Here is a 20,105-nt window from a genome sequence, read left to right as displayed (position 1 = left end):
CCTCACCGGGCCCCGCCCGCTCCCGCGCTCCGAGCGTAGGATCGGAGCCATGACGTCCCGATTCGAGAACAGCAGCACCGACCCCCTCGAGGGAGGCGGAGGAACCGCCACCCTCGACCGCGAACTCGAGGAGCTCCTCAACCAGGAGACGATCGAGCCGGGCGACCACGAGCGCTTCTCCCACTACGTGCCGAAGGACAAGATCCTCGAGAGCGCGATGACCGGCAAGCCCGTCCGCGCCCTCTGCGGCAAGAAGTGGCTGCCGGGCCGCGACCCGGAGAAGTTCCCGGTCTGCCCCTCCTGCAAGGAGATCTACGCCCGGATGAAGTAGGGCGCGCGGCCCGGCCCCCTCGGGAGCCGGGCCCGTCCCGCTCCGGGCCCGCCCGCTCCGGGCCCGCCCCGCTCGGGGACCGGTCCGCTCAGGCGTAGCGGGTCGGGATCACCGGGTCGCCGCGGCCGAGACGCAGCGCGTCCTGCGGCAGCTCGATCACGGCGTTCGCGCGGTGCTCGCGTGCGGCGCCGACACCCGCCGCACCGAGGTGCTCCTCGCGGATCCGGCCGTCCTCGATCAGCGGCACCAGCAGCGCGCGCTCGTCCTCGCCGACCGCGCCCTCGGGCCCGGCGCCGACGTGTACGACCTCCTCGACGGCGATGCCGTCCTCGGTCAGGCGCCGCCCCGCGGACTTGCGCCCGCCGATGGAGGCCTTCGCCGCCGACTTCTTGGCGACCGAGACCCACTCGCCCGCGTCGTCCTCGTGCGCGACCAGCTTGTAGACCATGCCCGCGGTGGGGTGGCCGGAGCCGGTCGCGACCGAGGTGCCCACGCCGTAGGAGTCGACGGGGGAGGCGGCCAGCGCCGCGATGCCGTACTCGTCCAGGTCGTTGGTGACGGTGATCCTCGTGCCGGTGGCGCCGAGCCCGTCCAGCTGCGCGCGGACGGCGGCGACCTGCTGGGGGAGATCGCCCGAGTCGATCCGCACGGCGCCGAGCGAGGTGCCCGCGACGCGGACGGCGAGGTCCACCGCGGCGGTGACGTCGTAGGTGTCGACGAGGAGCGTCGTGCCCGGCCCGAGCGCGGCGACCTGCGCGCGGAAGGCGTCCTCCTCGGAGTCGTGCAGCAGGGTGAACGCGTGCGCGGAGGTGCCCATCGTCGGCACGCCCCAGCTGCGGCCCGCCTCGAGGTTCGAGGTCGCGCCGAAGCCGGCGATGTGCGCGGCGCGCGCGGCGGCGACCGCCGAGCGCTCGCCGGCCCGGCGGGAGCCCATCTCCGCCAGCGGGCGGCCGTCGGCCGCGGAGACCATCCGGGCCGCGGCGCTCGCCACCGCGCTGTCGTGATTGAGCACGCTCAGCACCAGCGTCTCCAGCAGCACGCCCTCGGCGAAGGGCGCCTCGACGATCAGCACGGGGGAGCCGGGGAGGTACACCTCGCCCTCGCGGTAGCCCCACATGTCGCCCTGGAAGCGGTAGTCGGCCAGCCAGTCCAGCGTGCGGGTGTCGACGACGCGGTTCTCCCGCAGCCAGTCGAGCTCGGCGTCGCCGAAGCGGAAGCGGGAGATCAGCTCGAGCAGGCGGCCGGTGCCGGCGAGGATCCCGTAGCGGCGGCCCGGCGGGAGGCTGCGGGCGAAGACCTCGAACATGCAGCGCCGGTCGGCGGTGCCGCTGCCGAGAGCGCCCTCGACCATCGTCAGCTCGTAGCGGTCGGTGAGGAAGGCCGTCGCGTCCATCCGACCAGTGTTCCATGCACCGTTCCCCGCACGGGGCTCCCTCCCCGGGCGCGGGTAGGCTCTTCCTCCGTGACGGACGCACCCCTCGGCATCTTCGACTCCGGCGTCGGCGGACTCACCGTCGCCCGCGCCGTGATCGACCAGCTGCAGAACGAGTCGATCGTCTACCTCGGCGACACCGCGCACTCGCCCTACGGGCCCAAGCCCCTCGCCGACGTCCGGGCCTACGCCCTGGACACCCTCGACACGCTGGTCGACCAGGGCGCGAAGCTGCTGGTGATCGCCTGCAACACCGCCTCGGCCGCGATGATGCGGGACGCGCGCGAGCGCTACACGATCGGCCGCGGCATCCCGGTGATCGAGGTCATCCAGCCCGCCGTCCGCAGCGCCGTCCGCGACACCCGCAACCGCCGCGTCGGCGTGATCGGCACCGTCGGCACGATCCGCTCGCGCGCCTACGACGACGCCTTCGTCGCCGCACCGGACCTCGAGCTGGTCACCGCCGCCTGCCCGCGCTTCGTCGAGTTCGTCGAGGCCGGCGTCACCTGGAGCGACGAGCTGCTGGCGCTCGCCGAGGAGTACCTCGCGCCGCTGAAGCAGGCGGGCGTCGACACCCTCGTGCTCGGCTGCACGCACTACCCGCTGCTGCGCGGCGCCATCGCCTACGTGATGGGGCCCGACGTCCGGCTGGTCTCGAGCGCCGAGGAGACCGCGCTCGACGTCTACCGCACGCTGGTGGCGCACGGGCTGCAGCGCACCGCCGCCGCCCCGCCGACCTACCGCTGGGAGGAGACCGGCTCGAGCGACTTCGTCCGCCTCGCCCGGCGCTTCCTCGGCCCCGAGGTCTCGAGCGTCGACCTCGTCGAGACCGGCACGATCAACCTGCGCGAGCTCGACCGGGCCGCGCGCCGCACGACTCCAGGGAGACCCGAGTGACCGACAGCACCGCCGCCCAGCCGACCGTCAAGCGCAAGGACGGCCGTGCGCCCGACGAGCTGCGCGCGATCACCATCGAGCGCGGCTGGAGCACCCAGGCCGAGGGCTCCGCGCTGATCTCCTACGGGAACACCAGGGTGCTCTGCACCGCGTCCTTCACCAACGGCGTCCCGCGCTGGCTGCAGGGCAAGGGCAAGGGCTGGGTCACCGCGGAGTACGCGATGCTGCCCCGCGCCACCAACTCCCGGATGGACCGCGAGGCCGTCAAGGGCAAGGTCGGCGGGCGCACCCACGAGATCTCCCGGCTGATCGGCCGCAGCCTGCGCGCTGTCGTCGACACCAAGGCGCTCGGCGAGAACACGATCGTGATCGACTGCGACGTCCTCCAGGCCGACGGCGGCACCCGCACCGCGGCGATCACCGGCGCGTACGTGGCGATGGTCGACGCGATCGAGTGGGCCCGCGGCAAGAAGTACGTCGGCCAGAAGGCGCAGCCGCTGATCGACAGCCTGTCGGCGGTCTCCGTCGGCATCATCGACGGCGTCCCGATGCTCGACCTCGCGTACGTCGAGGACGTGCGCGCGGAGACCGACATGAACGTCGTCGTCACCGGCCGCGGCCTCTTCGTCGAGGTGCAGGGCACCGCCGAGGGCGCCCCCTTCGACCGCCGCGAGCTCGACGCGCTGCTCGACCTCGCCGTCGGCGGCGCGGCCGACCTGGCCCGCTTCCAGACCGAGGCGCTCGCCGCGGGGCAGGACGCGTGAGCCTCGACCTCGTCCTGGCCACCCACAACGCGGGCAAGGTCGAGGAGTTCCGGGCGATGCTGGCCGGAGCGCTGCCGGGCGTAGGCGTCCGCGCCTACGACGGGCCGGAGCCGGTCGAGGACGGCGTCACCTTCACCGAGAACGCGCTGATCAAGGCGCGGGCCGCGGCGGCGCACACCGGCCTCGTCGCGCTCGCCGACGACTCCGGCCTCTGCGTCGACGTGCTCGGCGGCTCGCCGGGCATCCTCTCGGCCCGCTGGTCGGGCCGCCCGCACGACGCGGTCGCGAACCACGAGCTGCTGCTCGCGCAGCTGGCCGACGTGAAGCCGGAGCACCGCGGCGCGCACTTCGTCTGCACGATCGCGCTGGTCGTCCCCGAGTCGGTCCTGCCCGGTGGCCGCGAGATCGTGGTCGAGGGCCGCTGGGACGGCGCCATCGCCGCCGGTCCGCGCGGCACGAACGGCCACGGCTACGACCCGGTCTTCGTCCCCGCCGACTCGGCCCTCTCGGCCGCCGAGATCGCCCCCGCCGAGAAGAACGCCCGCAGCCACCGCGCCCGGGCCTTCACCGCCCTCCGAGCCGAGCTGGCGGCCCTGGCGACCACCCTCTCCTGATCGGGGGCGCAGCCTCCCGACCGCGAGATGCCACTTGTGCACGCTCGACACGGCGTGTCGCGTGCACAAGTGGCATCTCGCGGGAGGGGCCGTGCTCGCTGTCGGTCAGTGCTTGCGGCGCTCGTCGTCGACGGCGGTGGGGTCGAGGACGAGGGCGCTCGCCTCCGACGCGTCGGTGTCCTTGTCGGCGGCGAGCCTGGCCTTGCGGCGCTGCTGGAAGAAGTGGAACGCGGTCGGAATGATCGCGAGGGCCACGGCGCCGATCAGGATCACGTCGATGTAGTGCGAGACGAAGTCGGCGACGGGCGGGATGAAGGCGAGCAGCCAGCCGATCAGCGTCACGCCGCTGCCCCAGATCAGGGCGCCGATGGCGTTGTACAGGCTGTACTTGCGGTAGTTCATGTGGGCGACGCCGGCGGCGATCGGCGCGAAGGTGCGGACGATCGGCACGAATCGCGCGAGGATCACGGCGAGGCCGCCGAAGCGCTCGAAGAAGGCGTTGGTGCGCTTGACGTTCTCGACGCTGAAGAGGCCCGACTCCTTGCGCTCGAAGATGCGCGGGCCGGCCTTGTGCCCGATCAGGTAGCCGACCTCGCCGCCGAGGAACGCCGAGAAGCCGACCGCGAGGCAGATCAGCCAGATCGGGACGCCCAGCCCGCCGTTGGAGGCGTTCTCGTGCGCGAGCAGGCCCGTGATGATCAGCAGGGTGTCGCCGGGGAAGAGGAAGCCGATCAGCAGGCCGGTCTCGGCGAAGACGATCAGGCAGACGACCAGCACGCCCCACGGACCGAAGGAGGTGAGGATCGTCTCCGGGTCCAGCCAGGGGATCAGGGCGGCGTGGTTCAACGGTTCTCCAGTCGATCAGTGCCGTGCGGCCGGCCGACGCCGCAGCCGATCCTCGGTCTGCGGCGGCTCGACCGCGCTCACTGTACCGGCGAAACCGGGAAGACGGCCGGGGCGGCCCCCGAAGGTGGCGTGCCACGCCGGTCGCTCCGAGCGCCCCTGGTGCGGAAGGTGGGACTCGAACCCACATGCCTCTCGGCACAGGAACCTAAATCCTGCGTGTCTGCCATTCCACCACTCCCGCGTGCGCGCTCCAGTGTAGGAGGGGAGCGCGAGCAGGGGCCCGCGCGGCGACCGCCTGGCCGCCAGGTGCGCTGCGGGTCAGGTGCGCGGGCGCCGGTGCGGCAGGTACCGCGGGATCCAGCGCGAGAGCGCGGCGGCACCGGCCAGCCCGAGCACGCCCATCGCTCCCGCCGCGAACGGCAGCGAGACCGCCGCGGTCAGAGCGGACACCGCGATCGGCGCCGCGGCGTTGCCCGCGTCGCCGGTGAAGCGGAACGCCCCGAGGAAGGGCGCCGGATCCTTCGGCGGTGCGAGATCCGCCGCGATCGTCATCAGGATGCCCGAGCCGATCCCGTTCGCCACCGCGAGGACGCAGGCCACCGCGATGAACCAGGGCACCGGGTCGGCGGCGAGGAGCGTCGCCACGAGCAGCAGGTGCCCGACCCCCAGGCCGATCATCGACGGGATCGCCGTGGCCCCGCGGCCGAAGCGGTCCATCACCTGCCCGCCCGCGTAGAAGAGGGCGAAGTCGAGGGCGCCGGCGATGCCGATGATGATCGCGGTGTCGGTCTCGGCGAGGCCGAGGCTGACCGCCCAGAGCGGGAGGATCAGTGTCCGGCTCGCGCGCAGGGCGCCGATCACGGCGGCGCCGGAGCCCATCCGCGCGAGCACGCCGCGGTGCGCGCGGAGGGTGCGGACCAGGCCGGGGGAGGACTCCGGCACGGCCGCGGCCGCGGCGGCGGCGTCGAGCGCGGGGTCGGCGGCGGCGGAGGCGGCCGCCGCGCGGCGCAGCACCGTCGCAGGGTCCGGCACCAGCAGCAGCACGACGACCGCGGCCACGCAGCAGGCGATGTGCACCCAGAAGATCGACTCGACCGAGCCGCTGAGGTGCACGACCCCCGCGGCGAGGAACGGGCCGATCAGCCAGCCCGCGCGGAAGACCCCCGCGAGCGAGGACAGCGCCCGCGCCCGGTGGCTGATCGGCACGAACGAGGTCATGAAGGCGTGCCGGGCGAGTGCGAAGACCGCCGTCGCGAGGCCGATCAGGAAGACGCCCACGGTCAGCGTCATCCAGGAGGTGGAGACGAGGCAGATCACCAGGCCGAGGATCGAGGCGGCCGAGGCGCCGAGCATCGCACCGCGCTCGCCGATCCGCGAGACGATCCAGCCGCTCGGGATGTCGCCCGCCAGCTCGCCGATCATGATCATTCCCGCGACGAGGCCGGCGATCGCCAGCGTCGCACCGAGGTCACCGGCGACGGCGGGGAGGAGCGGGATGATCGCGCCCTCGCCGACCGAGAAGAGCAGCGTCGGCAGGAAGGTCGAGAGCAGGAGGGGCCCGACGGGGAAGGGGCGCTCGGCGGTGCTGCTCACCAGCCCCATCCTAAGCGCCGCCCGGGCGGCCGCCCGCGGTGACCCCCGGCGCCCCCGGTAGTCTGGAGCCACCATGCTGGACAACGACTTCACCGAGCAGATCACTGCTCTCCGCTCCACCTTCTCCGACATCCTCGCCGTCATCGACGTCGCCGAGCTCCGCTCGAAGATCGAGGAGCTGAACGAGCAGGCGGGCGTCCCCGACCTCTGGGACGACACCGACAACGCGCAGAAGGTGACCAGTGCGCTGAGCCACCGCCAGTCCGAGCTGGCCCGGATCACCGCGATCGAACGGCGCCTGGACGACCTCGAGGTCCTGGTCGAGATGGCCAACGAGGCCGATGACGCCGAGTCCGAGCAGGAGGCGATCGCCGAGCTCGACGCCCTGCAGAAGACCATGGGCGAGCTCGAGGTGCAGACCCTCCTCGACGGCGAGTACGACGACCGCCCCGCCGTCATCACCATCCGCGCGGGCGCCGGCGGTGTCGACGCCTCCGACTTCGCCGAGATGCTGATGCGGATGTACCTCCGCTGGGCCGAGAAGCACAAGTATCCCGCGACCGTGATGGACGCGAGCTACGCGGAGGAGGCCGGCATCAAGTCCGCCACCTTCCAGATCGATGCGCCCTACGCCTTCGGCACCCTCTCCGTCGAGGCCGGCACCCACCGTCTCGTGCGGATGAGCCCGTTCGGCGCCGCGGGCAAGCGCCAGACGTCCTTCGCCGCGGTCGAGGTCATCCCGCTGATGGAGGAGGCCGGCGCGATCGAGATCCCGGACAACGACATCCGCGTCGACGTCTTCCGCTCCTCCGGCCCCGGCGGCCAGTCGGTCAACACGACCGACTCCGCGGTGCGCCTCACCCACCTCCCCACCGGCCTCGTCGTCTCGATGCAGAACGAGAAGAGCCAGATCCAGAACCGCGCGGCCGCCATGCGCGTGCTGCAGTCGCGCCTGCTGCTGCTGCAGAAGGAGCAGGAGGCCGCGACCAAGAAGGAGCTGGCCGGCAACATCACGGCGAGCTGGGGCGACCAGATGCGCAGCTACGTCCTCGCGCCGTACCAGATGGTCAAGGACCTCCGCACCGACCACGAGGTCGGCAACCCCTCGCACGTCTTCGACGGCGACCTCGACGGCTTCATCGCCGCGGGCATCCGCTGGCGCAAGTCCGCCTGACCGGCGGCGGCACGGCGGGAGCCGGGCAAGCCCGCTCCGCCCGGGAGCCCCGCTGGAGCACGGGCGCGAGGCGGAGCCGACGTTCAGCGAACCCGGACGGGCCTGAGCGACGGCCGGTTCTACCCTGAGAACGTCTCGATCCGAGACTCTCTCACGAAAGGTGGAACCATGTCGAAGACTTCTCTCCTGATCGCTGCCGGAGCCGGCGCCGTGCTCGCCCTCGCGGCAGCCGCTCCGGCGCACGCGGACGAGCCGATCGCCGGCCTCCCGCTGTCCACCGAGACGTCGCTCTCCGACGTCCTCGGCGACGCCGTCGCGCTGCGACTTGGAGAGACCCCCGCGAACCTGCTCGCTCCCGCCCGCGCAGCGGACGTCGTCGAGGGTGCCTCTGCGGGAGCGGTCACCGGCGCCGGGCCCCGAGTCGACGGAGCCGCGCTGTTCGACGGCATCGAGCGGTTCACGCTGGTCCTCGAGGACGAGTGGGCGTCCGTCCCTGTTGAGGGCGACCTCGTGCTGCCCGCCGAGGAGACGAGCCCCGTCGTCGCCGGCGGCGCCGTCGCGGAGGCCGCCCCCGTCGTCGACGTCGCCGCCCGTGTCGTTCCGACCGGGGCGGTCGACGGCGATCCGGGAGACGCCCCCTCCGCCGACCGCCGGTGAGCACGTCTCCCCGCCGGTCCGCCGCGGAGCAGACCGGCGGGGAGACCCCTGGGAGCACCTCGGCCGAGCGCCCGGTGGGGCGCGGCCTCCTCGGGCTCGCTGCGCTCGGTGCGGCAGCGGCAGCGGCGGCGTTCGTCGTCGCCTCCGTCATCGGCAACCGGACCGGTGCGTTCGACGCCGTGCCGGACGAGGGGTGGCGGGTCGGCTTCGCAGTGGCGTTGGCGCTCGCCGGTCTGCTGCTGCTCGGAGCCGCCGCTCTCCTCGGGCGCGCGTGGGGTGCCGAGCGAGGGGGGAGCACAGCCCCCGTGATCGCGACGACGGCGGCCGCGGCGGCGGTCTGCCTCCTCGTCGGGCTGTCGCTCGTCAGCGTCGGGACGGCGCCGGCGACGTCGATGTCGGCTCCCGAGGCGCAGAGGGCGTCGTCCGCTCTCGCGATCGCTCTCCTCGCCTGCGCGACCGTCTCCGCCTGCTCCTTCGTCGTCGCCCTGGCGCGGCGACCCGGCGAGTCGCGAGGCGTCTGACTCCCAGGTCGTGACCGCCGAAGGGCCGGCCGCTCGGCGCGCCGGGCGGCCGGACGGGTCACTCTCCGGGATCGTCGCTTACCCTCGTACCGACATGATTCGCTTCGACAACGTCTCCAAGCAGTATCGGGGTGGCACGAGACCCGCCCTCAACGCCATCGATCTCGAGATCCTCCGGGGCGAGTTCGTCTTCCTCGTCGGCGCCTCCGGGTCCGGCAAGTCCAGCTGCCTCCGCCTGATCCTCAAGGAGGAGCGGCCCTCCTCCGGCTCGATCCACGTGCTCGGGCAGAACCTGGGCAAGATCTCGAGCCGCAAGGTCCCCTACTTCCGCCGCAACATGGGCGTGGTGTTCCAGGACTTCCGGCTCCTCCCGAACAAGTCGGTCTTCGACAACGTCGCCTTCAGCCTGCAGGTGATCGGCAAGTCGAAGGGCTACATCCAGGAGGCGGTCCCCGACACGCTCAAGATGGTGGGCCTCGCCGGCAAGGCCGCGCGCCTGCCGCACGAGCTCTCCGGCGGCGAGCAGCAGCGCGTGGCCATCGCCCGCGCCGTGGTCAACAAGCCCGCAGTCCTCCTCGCCGACGAGCCGACCGGAAACCTCGACCCGACGACCAGCGCCGGCATCATGGCGCTGCTCGAGCGGATCAACGCCGGCGGCACGACCGTGATCATGGCCACCCACGAGGCCGGCATCGTCGACCAGATGAAGCGCCGCGTCATCGAGCTCTCGGCAGGCAGCATCGTCCGCGACGAGAGCCGGGGCGGCTACGGCCAGACCGAGAGCATCACCGTCGTGCACGACGGCGTCGTGGTCGTCGCGGCCGACGACCACCCGACCACCACGTCCTCGATCGCCGTCCCCGTGATCACCGAGAGCGCCCTCGCGCCCGCCGAGGTCCCGGAGGTCGACCTGCGCCGCGCCCCGGCGCCCGCCGCCGCCGCGCCGGAGCTCCCCGAGCACGGCGCCGCGTTCGCGCGCCCGCGCCTGCAGCAGACCGCGCCGCAGCCCCGCGTCCCGGAGGGCCGCCGCTCGGCCGCCGCACCCGAGACCCACGTCGCTCCCACGCGCCCCACCACCCAGTCGAACCCGGTCGTCCCGCCGCCGCCGCCCGCCCCGACCGAGGCGCCCGCCTCGCCGCGCGTGGTCGAGCTGCAGAGCCAGACCGGCCCGATCTACCTCCCCGCCGACACCGGGGCCCTCCCCGAGGAGTCGCTCGCGGCCCGCCTGGGGCTGCGCGCCCACGCCGGCGAGGGCGACGAGTCCGGGGACGACCAGCAGGATGTAGGACCCGTCAAGTGAGATACGCACTGATCTGGTCGGAGGTCTCGAGCGGCCTCCGGCGCAACGTCTCCATGGTCGTCTCGGTGATCCTGGTGACCTTCATCTCGCTCACCTTCGTCGGCACCGCGATCCTGCTGCAGATGCAGATCGGCCAGATGAAGAACTTCTGGTACGACAAGGCCCAGGTCGCGGTGTACATGTGCACCGCCACCTCCGGCGGCTCGAACTGCAGCGGCTCCGACGCGACGCAGGAGCAGATCGACACCGTCGAGTCGCAGCTCGCGGGCGCGACGCTCGCCCCCTACATCGACCGCTCCTACTTCGAGGATCACGACCAGGCCTACGCGAACTTCCAGGAGCAGTTCGCCGGGAACCCGGTCGCCGAGTACGTCACGCCCGACCTGCTCAACCAGACCTTCTGGATCAACCTGAAGGACCCGACGCAGTCGGACGTGCTCGTGGAGAGCCTGTCCAGCGTCTCGGGGGTCGAGAGCGTCACGGATCAGAAGCAGTACCTCGACCAGATCTTCTCGATCCTCAACGCGGCCAGCTACACGGCCATCGGCATCGCGGTGCTGATGCTCGTGGCGGCGGTGCTGCTGATCGCGACGACGATCCGATTGTCGGCGTTCTCGAGGAGACGGGAGCTGGGCATCATGCGGCTCGTGGGCGCCTCGAACCGGTTCATCCAGACCCCCTTCATCCTCGAGGGCGTGTTCGCGGCGCTGCTCGGCTCGATCCTCGCGGGGGTCGCGGTCGTGGCGATCGTGGTCTTCTTCGTGCAGGGGTTCCTCGCGTACCGGATCCCGCTGACGTCGTTCGTGGGCGTCGACGACGCGCTGATCGTGGTGCCGATCCTGATCGTGGTGGGGATCGTCCTCGCGGCGATCTCGGCCAACGTGGCGATCGCGCGGTACCTGCGGGTCTAGACCGCCCGGCGTTCTCGGCCGCGTGCGGCCGTATACTGGTGGGCTGCCCCGATCGGGGCGGCCCACCATCGCTCTCGGACCGAAGGAGCAGCCGTGCCCAGGGAACAGGGACAGAAGGTCGTCGCGACCAACCGCAAGGCGCGCCACGACTACCTCATCGAGGACACCTACGAGGCGGGACTCGTGCTCTCCGGCACGGAGGTCAAGTCGCTCCGCAACGGCCGCGCGTCACTGGTCGACGGCTACGCCTTCGTCGACGGCGGTGAGGCGTGGCTCGACGCCGTGCACATCAACGAGTGGGCCCAGGGCACCTGGACCAACCACCCGCCGCGGCGCAAGCGCAAGCTGCTGCTGCACAAGGCGCAGATCCTCAAGATCCACAACAAGGTGAAGGAGGGCGGGTACACGCTGATCCCGCTCTCGCTCTACTTCAGCGACGGCAAGGCCAAGGTCGAGCTCGCGGTCGCGAAGGGCAAGAAGGACTACGACAAGCGCCAGGTGCTCCGCGAGCGCCAGGACCGCCGCGAGGCCGACCGCGCGATGTCCACCCGCCGCCGCATGGGCGAGTAGGCCGCCCGCGCCGATGTCCCGCAAGCGGGGGAGGCGCGCGCTCCGGTCCTGAGAGACTGGAGGACGTGACCTCTCCCGACAACGCTCCCGACGCGCCGCCCACTGCCGCGGAGGAGAGGACGCGCTGGCGGGCCTTCGCGGTCGCGGTGTCGGTCGCCGCCTTCACGATCCTCGACCTGTCGAAGGTCAACGTCGGGCTGCCCTCGATCGAGAAGTCGCTCTCGGCCGATCCGAGCCAGCTGCAGCTGATCGTCGCCGGCTACGCGCTCGCCTTCGGTCTCTCGCTCGTGCCGTCCGGACGGCTCGGCGACATCAAGTCGCGGCGCCTGCTCTTCCTCGTCGGTCTCACCGCGTTCACCCTCGCCAGCCTGCTCTGCGCCGTCGCGCCGACGATCGAGCTGCTCGTCGTCGCCCGCTTCATCCAGGGCATCGCCGCAGGCATCCAGATGCCGCAGGTGCTCGGCCTGGTGCAGCAGCTGTTCACCGGGGCCGCACGGGCCCGCGCCTTCGGCGTCTTCGGCGCCGTGATCGGCCTCTCCACGGCGTTCGGGCCGACCCTGGGCGGACTGCTGATCGCGCTCGGCGGCGAGCAGGACGGCTGGCGGCTGCTGTTCTGGATGAACATCCCGCTCGGCATCGCTGCGCTGGTCTTCGCCTGGAAGCTGCTGCCGAAGGTGCAGCGCACACCGCAGGGCGACACCTCGCTCGACCCGGTCGGCCTGCTGCTGCTGGGCGTGACGATCTTCGCCTTCATGCTGCCGTTCCTGCTGACCACCGGCGCCTCGACGGACTCGCCGTTCCGCTGGCTCTGGCTGCTGCTGGCGGCTGTCGCCGCGTACGCCTTCGTGAAGTGGGAGGCGCACTACGCCGCGAAGGACCGCACCCCGGTCATCGACTTCCGGATCTTCCGCACCAGCTCGTACCGCAACGGGATCCTGGTCGCGACGTCCTACTTCGCGGCGATCCCGGCGACCTTCCTGCTGACGACGCTCTTCCTCCAGCAGGGCCTCGGCCTCGCGCCGGTGTTCGCGGGCATGGTCAGCATCCCGTTCGCGCTGACCTCGGCGGTGACCGCGTGGTACGGCGGCAAGCTCGTCCAGCGCTACGGTCGCGCCCTCGTCGTGCTGGGCATCGTGCTCGTCGTCATCGGCTTCACGCTGGTGCTGCTGGCGGCCGAGCTGCTGCCGGCCGAGACGGCCGCCTACGGGATGGGCGCGGCGATGCTCGTCGCCGGCGCGGGCGGCGGCTTCGTCGTCTCGCCGAACCAGACGCTGACGCTCGCCGAGATCTCGCCCGAGCAGGGCGGCGTCGCGGGCTCGGTCGGCCAGCTCGGGCAGCGCGTCGGCACCGCGGTCGGCACGGCCTGCGCCTCGGCCATCTTCTTCGCCACGCTCGCCAGTGAGGCGGGAATGGCCGAGGGGCTCGACCGGTACCACGACGCCTTCCGCAACGGCTACTTCGTCACCCTCGGGCTGATCGCACTCGCCCTCGTGCTCGGACTGCTCGATCTGCGCCGTCGTCGGGTCACCGCCCGCGCGACGAGGTAGACTTGCTCCTTGTAACTCCACAGTGTGCGACGACGACCCACTCCACCGGCTCAGTGTCGGCGAGTGCTCGCGGGGATGATCGGTTTCGACATTGCCTGCGAAACTGCGAGAAGCGGGTCGAGGATTCAGGGTTATCTCGTTAACGATCTCTGAAAAACACAGGTGCCGAACAGAAGCGCACCGACTTCGCTCTCGCTGCCTAAGCCAGAGTAGATAGTCCGTCAGCCCGTGGGTGCGTCCTCGCCCCGGATCCTGGCGTCATCTAGAGGACTTGCTGCGTCGTTACGCCTGAGGGCGACGCGGGACTTGCACTCGGGCTGGGCCCGTCGACCGATGCGCCAGTGGTAACGGTCGGGGCCGAGTAGAACGCTCTCACTGGCTACACCCGTAGAAGGCGCAGAATCACAGCGATGGACGGGGGTTCGATTCCCCCCATCTCCACCACCGGTCGTCGTCGCACACGTGGAGCTGCCGCTCGGAGCCGCTGCTGCTTCTCGGAGCCGCTGCTGCTCCGGGCCGTCACTCCGGACGCACGTCCAGCTGGCGGACGCGGCCGTAGAGGGTCAGCAGCGCGAGGCGCTCGTCGTCGTCGCGCTCCGCGCCGTTCTCCGGCCCCTGGAGCGTCTCGGGAGGCGTCCACGCGCGGTAGAGGTTCTCGGGCGTGACGACCGTCGCCATCGCGCCGTCCGGGTAGTTCGGGTGGGCATCGAGGGGCAGCTCGGCGAACCCGCTCGGGAGCATCCGCGCGAGTGCCTGCGTGAGCGGTGCGAGGCGCTCGGCGCGCTCGTCGTCGACGGTCAGCGTCACCGCGTTCATCGCCGCGAGAGCGGCAGCCAGGTGCTCGACGGCATGGTCGTCCGCGCACTCCTCCGTGACCAGGAGGGCGACGACGCCGCGGGGCTTCAGCCAGCCCAGCACGGCATCCTCCGCGCCGCCGTGCACCGAAACGACCCGGTCCGAGGTCAGCGCGTAGTCGTGGAGGAGCCGGGACCAGCGCCGGACGGAGTCCTCGGTCGAGTCGGCCAGCGTCTCCGCTGCGGAGAGCAGCGCGCACTGCCGCTGCAGCCGGGTGAAGAGGCTGTCCGCCGGCCGGAACTCGTGCTCCGCCGTCGCCGAGCGCTCCGGCTCCGCGCTCTCCGGAACGTCTCCTGCGTGCTCGTGCATCTTCGACTCCTGCAGCGCTTCGCGGCACCCCCGAGCCGTTCGCCGATCGTGTGTGATCGTCCTCCCACAGTGCGCGTGCGCCGCGAACCTGTCAATCGAGGCGCAGAGGGGATTGACCCGGACGGCGGGCGTCCGGGCTGAGCGTCAGCGCGCGGCGCCGAAGAGGCTGCCCGTGGTCTCGCCGGTCGCCGGGTCGAAGACGGCGCAGAGCACGGCGCGGTCGCCGTGGCGCCAGCTGACCTCGGACGGGACGAAGCTGCGGTACTCGAGGGCGGAGTCGCCGTAGGCGATGCTCATCACCGCGCCGAACTCGGGCTCGCAGCCGGCGTCCGCCTGGGCCAGCAGGGTGTTGCGGCTGGTGTAGTCGTCGCCGGGCTGCGCGAAGACGTGGAAGACCTCGAGGTCGTGGCTGTCCGTGCAGGGGACGGCCTCGAAGTCGGCGACGCGGTCGTCGTCCGGCTCCCGGAGGCAGTCGCCCTTCGCCACCGAGAAGGCGTCGACGACGCCCGCGGTGGTGATCGTGCCGCTCTCGTCACGGAGTGCCGCCGGATCGTCGGAGCCGACGACGGACGAGCACGCCGCGAGCGGGAGCACGGCGGTGAGGAGTGCCGCCGCGAGGAGCGCCGAGCGCCGGCTCATCGGCGGGCGGCGATCGTGAGCACCTCGTCGTGCAGGAGGCCGTTGGTCGCGACGGCGCTGCCGTGCCAGGGGCCGTCCTCGCCGTCGGCGGAGGTGAAGCGGCCGCCCGCCTCCTGGACGATCGGGATCAGGGCGGCGAGGTCGTAGGGCTTCACGTCGAACTCGCCCGCGCCGTCGATGAGGCCCTCGGCGACCAGCATGTAGGGCCAGGCGTCGCCGTAGGCCCGGTCGCGCCAGACCGTGCGCGCGAGCTCCAGCAGCTGCTCGAGCCGGCCGGCGCCGTCCCACTGCTGGATGCTGTTGTAGCTGAAGGTGGCGTCGGCGAGGGACGCGACGCCGGAGACCTGGAGCCGGCGCGGCTCCTCGGCGGCGGGGGCGACCAGGACGCCGCGCAGGTCGTCCGGCAGGTCGAGGCTGCCCAGGGGAGCGCGGCTCTCGTCCACCCAGGCGCCGGCGCCCCTGGACGCCCACCAGCGCTTGCCGAGGGCGGGGGCGGAGACGACGCCGACCACCGGGACGCCGTCGATCGCCAGCGCGATCAGGGTCGCCCAGATCGGGACGCCGCGGACGAAGTGCGCCGTGCCGTCGATCGGGTCGAGGATCCACTGGCGCGAGGCCTCGCCGGAGGTGCCGAACTCCTCGCCGAGGATCGCGTCGTCGGGGCGCTCGGCGGCGAGGAGCGCGCGGATCGCCTCCTCGACGGCGCGGTCCGCGTCCGAGACGGGCGTGCTGTCGGGCTTGGTGTCCACGACGAGGTCGAGGGCGAGGAAGCGCTCGCGCGAGATCGCGTCGGCGGCGTCGGCGAGGCGGAGGGCGAGGCGGAGGTCGTCGTCGAGGGTCACGCGTCCACGATACTGAGCGCCCCCGCCGGAGGGGCGCACTGCATGCTGGTCGAGTAGCGCGCAGCGCGTATCGAGACCCGACCTCTGCAGGACGGTGGATCTCGATACGCCCGCTGCGCGGGCTGCTCGATCAGCATGACCGGGCGCCGCTGACCGCGGTGATGCGCGAGAGCCCAACCCGCTCCGCCGTGTCGATTTGACGAAACGGGGGTGGGCGCTGGTAATGTGATCCCTCGGTTCGGCACGCACGATTCGCCGGTCGCCACGCACCTCTAGCTCAATCGGCAGAGCAACTGACTCTTAATCAGTGGGTTCTCGGTTCAAGTCCGAGGGGGTGCACCACATCGAGACGCCCGCCACTCCGGCGGGCGTTTCGTCGTTTCCGGAGCGTCCGACGTCGTCGCGCTCCGCCTGGGCATCCCCGCAACGTGCGGCGTCGCCCCGTGCGCTTCCCGCCGTGTCCGTGGGAGGCTGCCCTCTTCGTCCGATCCGCTCGATGGTGCGCGCCCCTTCCCCCACCCGAAAGGACCGCCGTGCCAGAAGACGCTCTGCAAGAAGTCGGCTCCATCGCCCTCGCCGTGCTGATCGCGGTCGTGATCGCCGTCGTCGTGACCGCGGTCGTGGCGCTGATCATCCGCTCGATCGGCAAGCGCAAGACGTGGGCCCGGCTGCTGATCCGCCGGGTGCGCATCCCGTTCCGCGTGCTGCTGCTCACGATCGCCGTGTGGGCCGCGCTCGCCGCCACCGTCTCCGGTGACACCTGGCCGGGGCTCGTCGACCGGATCTTCCAGATCGCCACGATCGGCGCCGCCGCCTGGCTGGTCGGCGCGACCTTCGTCTTCCTCGAGGACCTCGGCGCCGAGCGCTACCGCACCGACACCGCCGACAACAGGCGGGCCCGCCGCCTGCGCACCCAGATGACGATCATCCGGCGGGTGGCCGTCGCGGCCGTCGTCGTGATCGCGATCGGCGCCTCGCTGCTGACCTTCCCCGAGGCGCGGACCGCCGGGGCGTCCCTGCTGGCCTCGGCCGGTGTGCTCTCGATCGTCGCCGGTCTCGCCGCGCAGTCGAGCCTGACCAACATCTTCGCGGGGATGCAGCTCGCCTTCAGCGACGCGATCCGCCTGGACGACGTGGTCATCGTCGAGAACGAGTGGGGCCGGATCGAGGAGATCACCCTGACCTACGTGGTCGTCCACCTCTGGGACGACCGCCGCCTGGTGCTGCCGACCAACTACTTCACCACCCAGCCGTTCCAGAACTGGACCCGCACCGGCTCCGAGCTGCTCGGCGCCGTCGAGCTCGACCTGGACTGGCGCGTGCGCCCCGACGAGATGCGCACCGAGCTGCACCGGATCCTCGAGGAGACCGATCTCTGGGACCAGCGGGTCAGCGTCCTGCAGGTCACCGACGCGGTCGGCGGCTACGTCCGCATCCGCGTGCTCGTCACCGCGAAGGACGCTCCGACGCTCTTCGACCTGCGCTGCTACGTCCGCGAGGGGCTGGTGACCTGGCTGCATGAGAGCGACCCGATCGCCCTGCCGCGCCAGCGCGTCGAGATGCAGCACGAGGAGGCGGGCACCGCCCCCGCACCGCGCACCCGAGCGAAGTCGGCGCCGGACAACCTGTTCTCGGGCGACCAGCAGTCCAACGAGCGCGGCGCGCTCTTCACCGGGCTGATCGACCTGCGCGAGACGCCGGACCGGGACGGCCGCCGGCACGACTGACCGCCACGGCGGGCGGGACCGGGCCTAGCCGCGCTCGTCCGCGAAGGCGAGCAGCGCCTCGGCGATCTGCACGTCGGCCTCCTCGTGGCTGATCGTGGCGGTGCCGTCGCCCGGCTGCGGGCCGTACCAGCCGAAGTCGGCGTGGTTCGACCCGTCGATCTCGACGAAGCGCGCGTCGGCGGGCAGCTGGTCGCTCGCCGCGGCGACCTTCGCCGGGGTGCTCAGGCCGTCCTCCGAGCCGCTCACGCTCAGCACCGGCAGTCCCGACGCGGAGAGGTCGTTCGCGCAGTAGCTGCCGAAGAGCACGAGGCCCGCGACCTCGGGGTCCTCGCCCCACTGGCAGGCCTTCACGCCGCCCAGGGAGTGGCCGCCGACCAGCCACTCGTCGACGCCGTCGGCCTGCGCCGTGAAGCTCTCGAGCGAGCGCAGGTCGAAGAAGGCCAGGTTGAGGATCGGCCGGGTGATCACCACGCTCGCACCCTCCTCGACGAGCGGCGCGAGGGTCGCCTCGTAGGAGGCCGCGTCGACCTTGGCGCCGGGGACGAAGACGAGGCCGACGCCGTCGAGGTCGGTGCCCGCGTCGTCCGTCGGGGTGAGCACGATCGCGGTGTCGGTGCGCTCGACGGAGACCGCGGGGTCCGCGTCGACGCGGGCGAGCGCCTCCGGATCGGGGCCCATCACGATCGAGGACCAGGTCAGGAAGCCGAGGACGGCGACGGCGACGAGGGCGCCGATGCTCACGAGGACGATCCGCAGCGGGCGGCGCCGGCGCGGCGCCGCTCTGCGCGCGCTCATCGGTGCCGCGCGATCGCGTCGGCGGCCTGGACGAGCGCGAGGTGCGAGAGCGCCTGCGGAGTGTTGCCCGCGTGGCGCCGGTTCTCGACGTCGTACTCCTCCGAGAGCAGGCCGACGTCGTTGCAGAGCCCGACCAGGCGCTCCATCAGGGCGCGGGCGTCGTCGAGGCGGCCGGAGTCGGCGTACTGCCGCACCAGCCAGAACGAGCAGGCCAGGAACGGGTGCTCCCCGCCCGCCAGGCCGTCGACCGAGGACTCCGTGCGGTAGCGGTGCAGCAGGCCGTCGTGCATCAGCGCCCGCTCGAGCTCGGCGACCGTGCCGAGCATCCGCGGGTCGTCGGCGGCGACGAAGCCGACCATCGGCAGCACGAGCAGCGAGGCGTCCACCTCGGTGGAGCCGTAGGACTGCACGTAGTGGCCGCGCTCGGAGTCGAAGCCCTGCTCCTCGATCTCGGCGCGGACGGTGTCGCGCAGCCGCTCCCAGGTCTCGACCGGGCCGTCGAGCCCGTGCTCGCGGACGGCGCGGACGCCGCGGTCCAGCGCCGCCCAGACCATCACCCGGGAGTGGGTGAAGTGCCTCGGCTCGCCGCGGATCTCCCAGATGCCGTTGTCGGGCCGCTGCCAGTTGCTCTCGACGAAGCCGAGCAGCGCGCGCTGCAGCGGCCAGGAGAACTCGTTCTCGTCCACTCCGGCCACTCGCGCCTCGTGCAGCGCCACCATCACCTCGCCGATCACGTCGGCCTGGTACTGGTCGACCGCCGCATTGCCGATCCGCACGGGGGAGGCGCCGTCGTAGCCGGGCAGGCTCGGCATCTCCCGCTCGGTCAGGTCGCGCTCGCCGGCCAGGCCGTACATGATCTGCACGTCCTCCGGCGCGCCGGCGACCGCCCGGAGCAGCCAGGCGCGCCACTTCTGCGCCTCCTTCTCGAAGCCGTGCGCGAGCAGGGCCTCGAGGGTGAGGGACGCGTCGCGGAGCCAGACGTAGCGGTAGTCCCAGTTGCGGCTGCCGCCGAACTCCTCGGGGAGGGAGGTGGTCGCGGCGGCGACGATGCCGCCGGTCTGGTCGTCGGTGAGGGCGCGCAGCGTGAGCAGCGAGCGGACCACGGCCTCGCGGTGCGGGCCGTCGTAGCGGATCGCGCCGGCCCAGTCCGTCCACCAGCGGACCGTGCGCTCGATCGCCTTGTCGACGTCGAGCACCTTCGGGGCGCGCTGGTGCGAGGGGAACCAGGCCATCGAGAGGTCGACCGTCTCGCCGGGCGCGACGTCGAACTCGGCGGAGTGCACGTGGTCGGTCGCCGAGAGGCGCACGCCGCGGACGACGACCGCGTCGGGGCCGGCGACGGCGACCAGCAGCGGATCCTCGTCCGTCCCCTCCTGGCGCACCCACGGCATCGTGCGGGCGTAGTCGAACCGGATCCGCAGCTCCTGGCGCATCCGCACCGAGCCGGAGACGCCCTTCACGCGGCGGACCAGCTCGGCGCGGTCGTCGCGCAGCGGCATCACGTCGGTGACCTCGACGACGCCGGTCGCGGTGGTCCAGGTGGTGACGAGGGCGAGGGTGTCGCCGAGGTAGTGCCGCTCGACGGTCGCCTCCGCGTCCACCGGCCGGAGCGACCAGCGGCCCTGGTCGTCACCGCCGAGGAGCGCGCCGAAGATCGAGGCGGAGTCGAAGCGGGGGAGGCAGAGCCAGTCGATTCCTCCGTCGCGGGAGACGAGAGCGGCGGTGCGGCAGTCGGAGAGGACGGCGTAGTCCTCGATCGGGGAGACCATGGGCTGATCCTG

20 protein-coding genes, 2 tRNA genes and 1 other RNA gene are annotated in these 20,105 nt (G+C 72.2%); 14 read left to right on the top strand and 9 right to left on the bottom strand.

The genetic code is table 11. From position 1 onward, the window contains the following. Positions 1–49: 49 nt before the first annotated feature. Positions 50–331: a DUF3039 domain-containing protein gene (locus MT350_RS18125; RefSeq protein WP_123448008.1), complete on the top strand. Its 282-nt coding sequence runs from the start codon at positions 50–52 to the stop codon at positions 329–331. Between the two features lie 88 nt (positions 332–419). Here MT350_RS18125 and MT350_RS18120 read toward each other — a convergent pair whose 3' ends face one another. Beyond that, positions 420–1,724 (bottom strand): nicotinate phosphoribosyltransferase, encoded by a 1,305-nt coding sequence (locus tag MT350_RS18120; protein ID WP_243598559.1) that lies wholly within the window; start codon positions 1,722–1,724, stop codon positions 420–422. 69 nt (positions 1,725–1,793) lie between these two features. Here MT350_RS18120 and murI point away from each other — a divergent pair, with 69 nt between their 5' ends. The 3 genes from murI to rdgB are packed head-to-tail and all read left to right on the top strand — an operon-like array spanning position 1,794 to position 4,038. Beyond that, entirely contained in the window at positions 1,794–2,660 is an 867-nt protein-coding gene (gene murI / locus MT350_RS18115) for a glutamate racemase (RefSeq protein ID WP_132438493.1), read from the top strand. Next, on the top strand, positions 2,657–3,424 hold the full coding sequence (gene rph, locus MT350_RS18110) for a ribonuclease PH (protein ID WP_243598560.1): 768 nt from the start codon (positions 2,657–2,659) through the stop codon (positions 3,422–3,424). Before murI ends, rph begins: the two co-directional genes overlap by 4 nt. Beyond that, the gene (rdgB, locus tag MT350_RS18105) at positions 3,421–4,038 is read left to right on the top strand and encodes an RdgB/HAM1 family non-canonical purine NTP pyrophosphatase (RefSeq protein WP_308197295.1); all 618 of its coding nucleotides are present in this window, start codon (positions 3,421–3,423) and stop codon (positions 4,036–4,038) included. The genes rph and rdgB overlap by 4 nt, the downstream gene beginning before the upstream one ends. Before the next feature lie 105 nt (positions 4,039–4,143). Here the strand turns inward: rdgB and MT350_RS18100 are convergent, their stop codons facing one another. The 3 genes from MT350_RS18100 to MT350_RS18090 all read right to left on the bottom strand — a co-directional run bounded on the left by MT350_RS18100 (position 4,144) and on the right by MT350_RS18090 (position 6,477). Next, positions 4,144–4,884 (bottom strand): DedA family protein, encoded by a 741-nt coding sequence (locus tag MT350_RS18100; RefSeq protein ID WP_123737287.1) that lies wholly within the window; start codon positions 4,882–4,884, stop codon positions 4,144–4,146. A 157-nt stretch (positions 4,885–5,041) separates the two neighbouring features. Then, positions 5,042–5,125: transfer RNA gene (locus MT350_RS18095), tRNA-Leu, on the bottom strand. Between the two features lie 77 nt (positions 5,126–5,202). Then, positions 5,203–6,477 (bottom strand): MFS transporter, encoded by a 1,275-nt coding sequence (locus tag MT350_RS18090; protein ID WP_243598561.1) that lies wholly within the window; start codon positions 6,475–6,477, stop codon positions 5,203–5,205. 73 nt (positions 6,478–6,550) lie between these two features. On the opposite strand from MT350_RS18090, the gene prfB reads away from it, so the two are divergent. The 8 genes from prfB (at position 6,551) to ssrA (ending at position 13,601) form a co-directional block, all read left to right on the top strand. Further along, complete coding sequence (prfB, locus tag MT350_RS18085; protein ID WP_123737285.1) at positions 6,551–7,651, top strand: peptide chain release factor 2; 1,101 nt, start codon at positions 6,551–6,553, stop codon at positions 7,649–7,651. Between the two features lie 168 nt (positions 7,652–7,819). Further along, positions 7,820–8,308 (top strand): hypothetical protein, encoded by a 489-nt coding sequence (locus MT350_RS18080; protein ID WP_243598562.1) that lies wholly within the window; start codon positions 7,820–7,822, stop codon positions 8,306–8,308. Further along, on the top strand, positions 8,305–8,829 hold the full coding sequence (locus MT350_RS18075) for a hypothetical protein (RefSeq protein ID WP_243616364.1): 525 nt from the start codon (positions 8,305–8,307) through the stop codon (positions 8,827–8,829). Before MT350_RS18080 ends, MT350_RS18075 begins: the two co-directional genes overlap by 4 nt. A 94-nt stretch (positions 8,830–8,923) precedes the next feature. Beyond that, a complete protein-coding gene (ftsE, locus tag MT350_RS18070) occupies positions 8,924–10,129 on the top strand; it encodes a cell division ATP-binding protein FtsE (protein WP_243598564.1) in 1,206 nt (401 codons plus the stop codon). Next, positions 10,126–11,040, top strand: a complete 915-nt coding sequence (ftsX, locus tag MT350_RS18065) for a permease-like cell division protein FtsX (RefSeq protein WP_123737281.1) — start codon at positions 10,126–10,128, stop codon at positions 11,038–11,040. Before ftsE ends, ftsX begins: the two co-directional genes overlap by 4 nt. Before the next feature lie 93 nt (positions 11,041–11,133). Then, positions 11,134–11,610 (top strand): SsrA-binding protein SmpB, encoded by a 477-nt coding sequence (gene smpB / locus MT350_RS18060; RefSeq protein WP_123447996.1) that lies wholly within the window; start codon positions 11,134–11,136, stop codon positions 11,608–11,610. 65 nt (positions 11,611–11,675) lie between these two features. Beyond that, the gene (locus MT350_RS18055; RefSeq protein WP_243598565.1) at positions 11,676–13,157 is read left to right on the top strand and encodes an MFS transporter; all 1,482 of its coding nucleotides are present in this window, start codon (positions 11,676–11,678) and stop codon (positions 13,155–13,157) included. A 71-nt stretch (positions 13,158–13,228) separates the two neighbouring features. Beyond that, positions 13,229–13,601: a transfer-messenger RNA gene (gene ssrA / locus MT350_RS18050) on the top strand. A 75-nt stretch (positions 13,602–13,676) separates the two neighbouring features. Here the strand turns inward: ssrA and MT350_RS18045 are convergent. From MT350_RS18045 to MT350_RS18035, 3 genes are all read right to left on the bottom strand, one after another. Next, complete coding sequence (locus MT350_RS18045) at positions 13,677–14,321, bottom strand: hypothetical protein (RefSeq protein WP_243598566.1); 645 nt, start codon at positions 14,319–14,321, stop codon at positions 13,677–13,679. Between the two features lie 144 nt (positions 14,322–14,465). Then, complete coding sequence (locus MT350_RS18040; protein WP_243598567.1) at positions 14,466–14,960, bottom strand: septum formation family protein; 495 nt, start codon at positions 14,958–14,960, stop codon at positions 14,466–14,468. After that, complete coding sequence (locus tag MT350_RS18035; protein WP_243598568.1) at positions 14,957–15,802, bottom strand: inositol monophosphatase family protein; 846 nt, start codon at positions 15,800–15,802, stop codon at positions 14,957–14,959. The genes MT350_RS18040 and MT350_RS18035 overlap by 4 nt, the downstream gene beginning before the upstream one ends. Positions 15,803–16,068: 266 nt before the next feature. On the opposite strand from MT350_RS18035, the gene MT350_RS18030 reads away from it, so the two are divergent. Both MT350_RS18030 and MT350_RS18025 read left to right on the top strand, forming a co-directional pair. Further along, positions 16,069–16,144, top strand: a tRNA-Lys gene (locus MT350_RS18030). Between the two features lie 191 nt (positions 16,145–16,335). Continuing rightward, on the top strand, positions 16,336–17,529 hold the full coding sequence (locus MT350_RS18025; protein WP_243598569.1) for a mechanosensitive ion channel family protein: 1,194 nt from the start codon (positions 16,336–16,338) through the stop codon (positions 17,527–17,529). 24 nt (positions 17,530–17,553) lie between these two features. Here the strand turns inward: MT350_RS18025 and MT350_RS18020 are convergent, their stop codons facing one another. Together MT350_RS18020 and MT350_RS18015 are read right to left on the bottom strand one after the other, a co-directional pair. Then, complete coding sequence (locus MT350_RS18020) at positions 17,554–18,324, bottom strand: alpha/beta hydrolase (RefSeq protein ID WP_243598570.1); 771 nt, start codon at positions 18,322–18,324, stop codon at positions 17,554–17,556. Next, positions 18,321–20,093: a glycoside hydrolase family 15 protein gene (locus MT350_RS18015; protein WP_243598571.1), complete on the bottom strand. Its 1,773-nt coding sequence runs from the start codon at positions 20,091–20,093 to the stop codon at positions 18,321–18,323. The genes MT350_RS18020 and MT350_RS18015 overlap by 4 nt, the downstream gene beginning before the upstream one ends. Between the last annotated feature and the right edge of the window lie 12 nt (positions 20,094–20,105).

It is taken from the genome of Rathayibacter sp. VKM Ac-2928, from assembly GCF_022815545.1.
GTDB classification, from domain to species: domain Bacteria; phylum Actinomycetota; class Actinomycetes; order Actinomycetales; family Microbacteriaceae; genus Rathayibacter; species Rathayibacter festucae.
This window is presented reverse-complemented; position numbering and strand designations above follow the sequence as displayed.

Bases quoted from the DNA above. Each gene is read 5' to 3' on its own strand.
- MT350_RS18080 (WP_243598562.1), top strand. From the start codon at position 7,820: ATGTCGAAGACTTCTCTCCTGATCGCTGCCGGAGCCGGCGCCGTGCTC.
- ftsE (WP_243598564.1), top strand. From the start codon at position 8,924: ATGATTCGCTTCGACAACGTCTCCAAGCAGTATCGGGGTGGCACGAGA.
- prfB (WP_123737285.1), top strand. From the start codon at position 6,551: ATGCTGGACAACGACTTCACCGAGCAGATCACTGCTCTCCGCTCCACC.
- MT350_RS18015 (WP_243598571.1), bottom strand. From the start codon at position 20,093: ATGGTCTCCCCGATCGAGGACTACGCCGTCCTCTCCGACTGCCGCACC.
- MT350_RS18045 (WP_243598566.1), bottom strand. From the start codon at position 14,321: ATGCACGAGCACGCAGGAGACGTTCCGGAGAGCGCGGAGCCGGAGCGC.
- MT350_RS18125 (WP_123448008.1), top strand. From the start codon at position 50: ATGACGTCCCGATTCGAGAACAGCAGCACCGACCCCCTCGAGGGAGGC.
- MT350_RS18120 (WP_243598559.1), bottom strand. From the start codon at position 1,724: ATGGACGCGACGGCCTTCCTCACCGACCGCTACGAGCTGACGATGGTC.
- MT350_RS18040 (WP_243598567.1), bottom strand. From the start codon at position 14,960: ATGAGCCGGCGCTCGGCGCTCCTCGCGGCGGCACTCCTCACCGCCGTG.
- MT350_RS18020 (WP_243598570.1), bottom strand. From the start codon at position 18,324: ATGAGCGCGCGCAGAGCGGCGCCGCGCCGGCGCCGCCCGCTGCGGATC.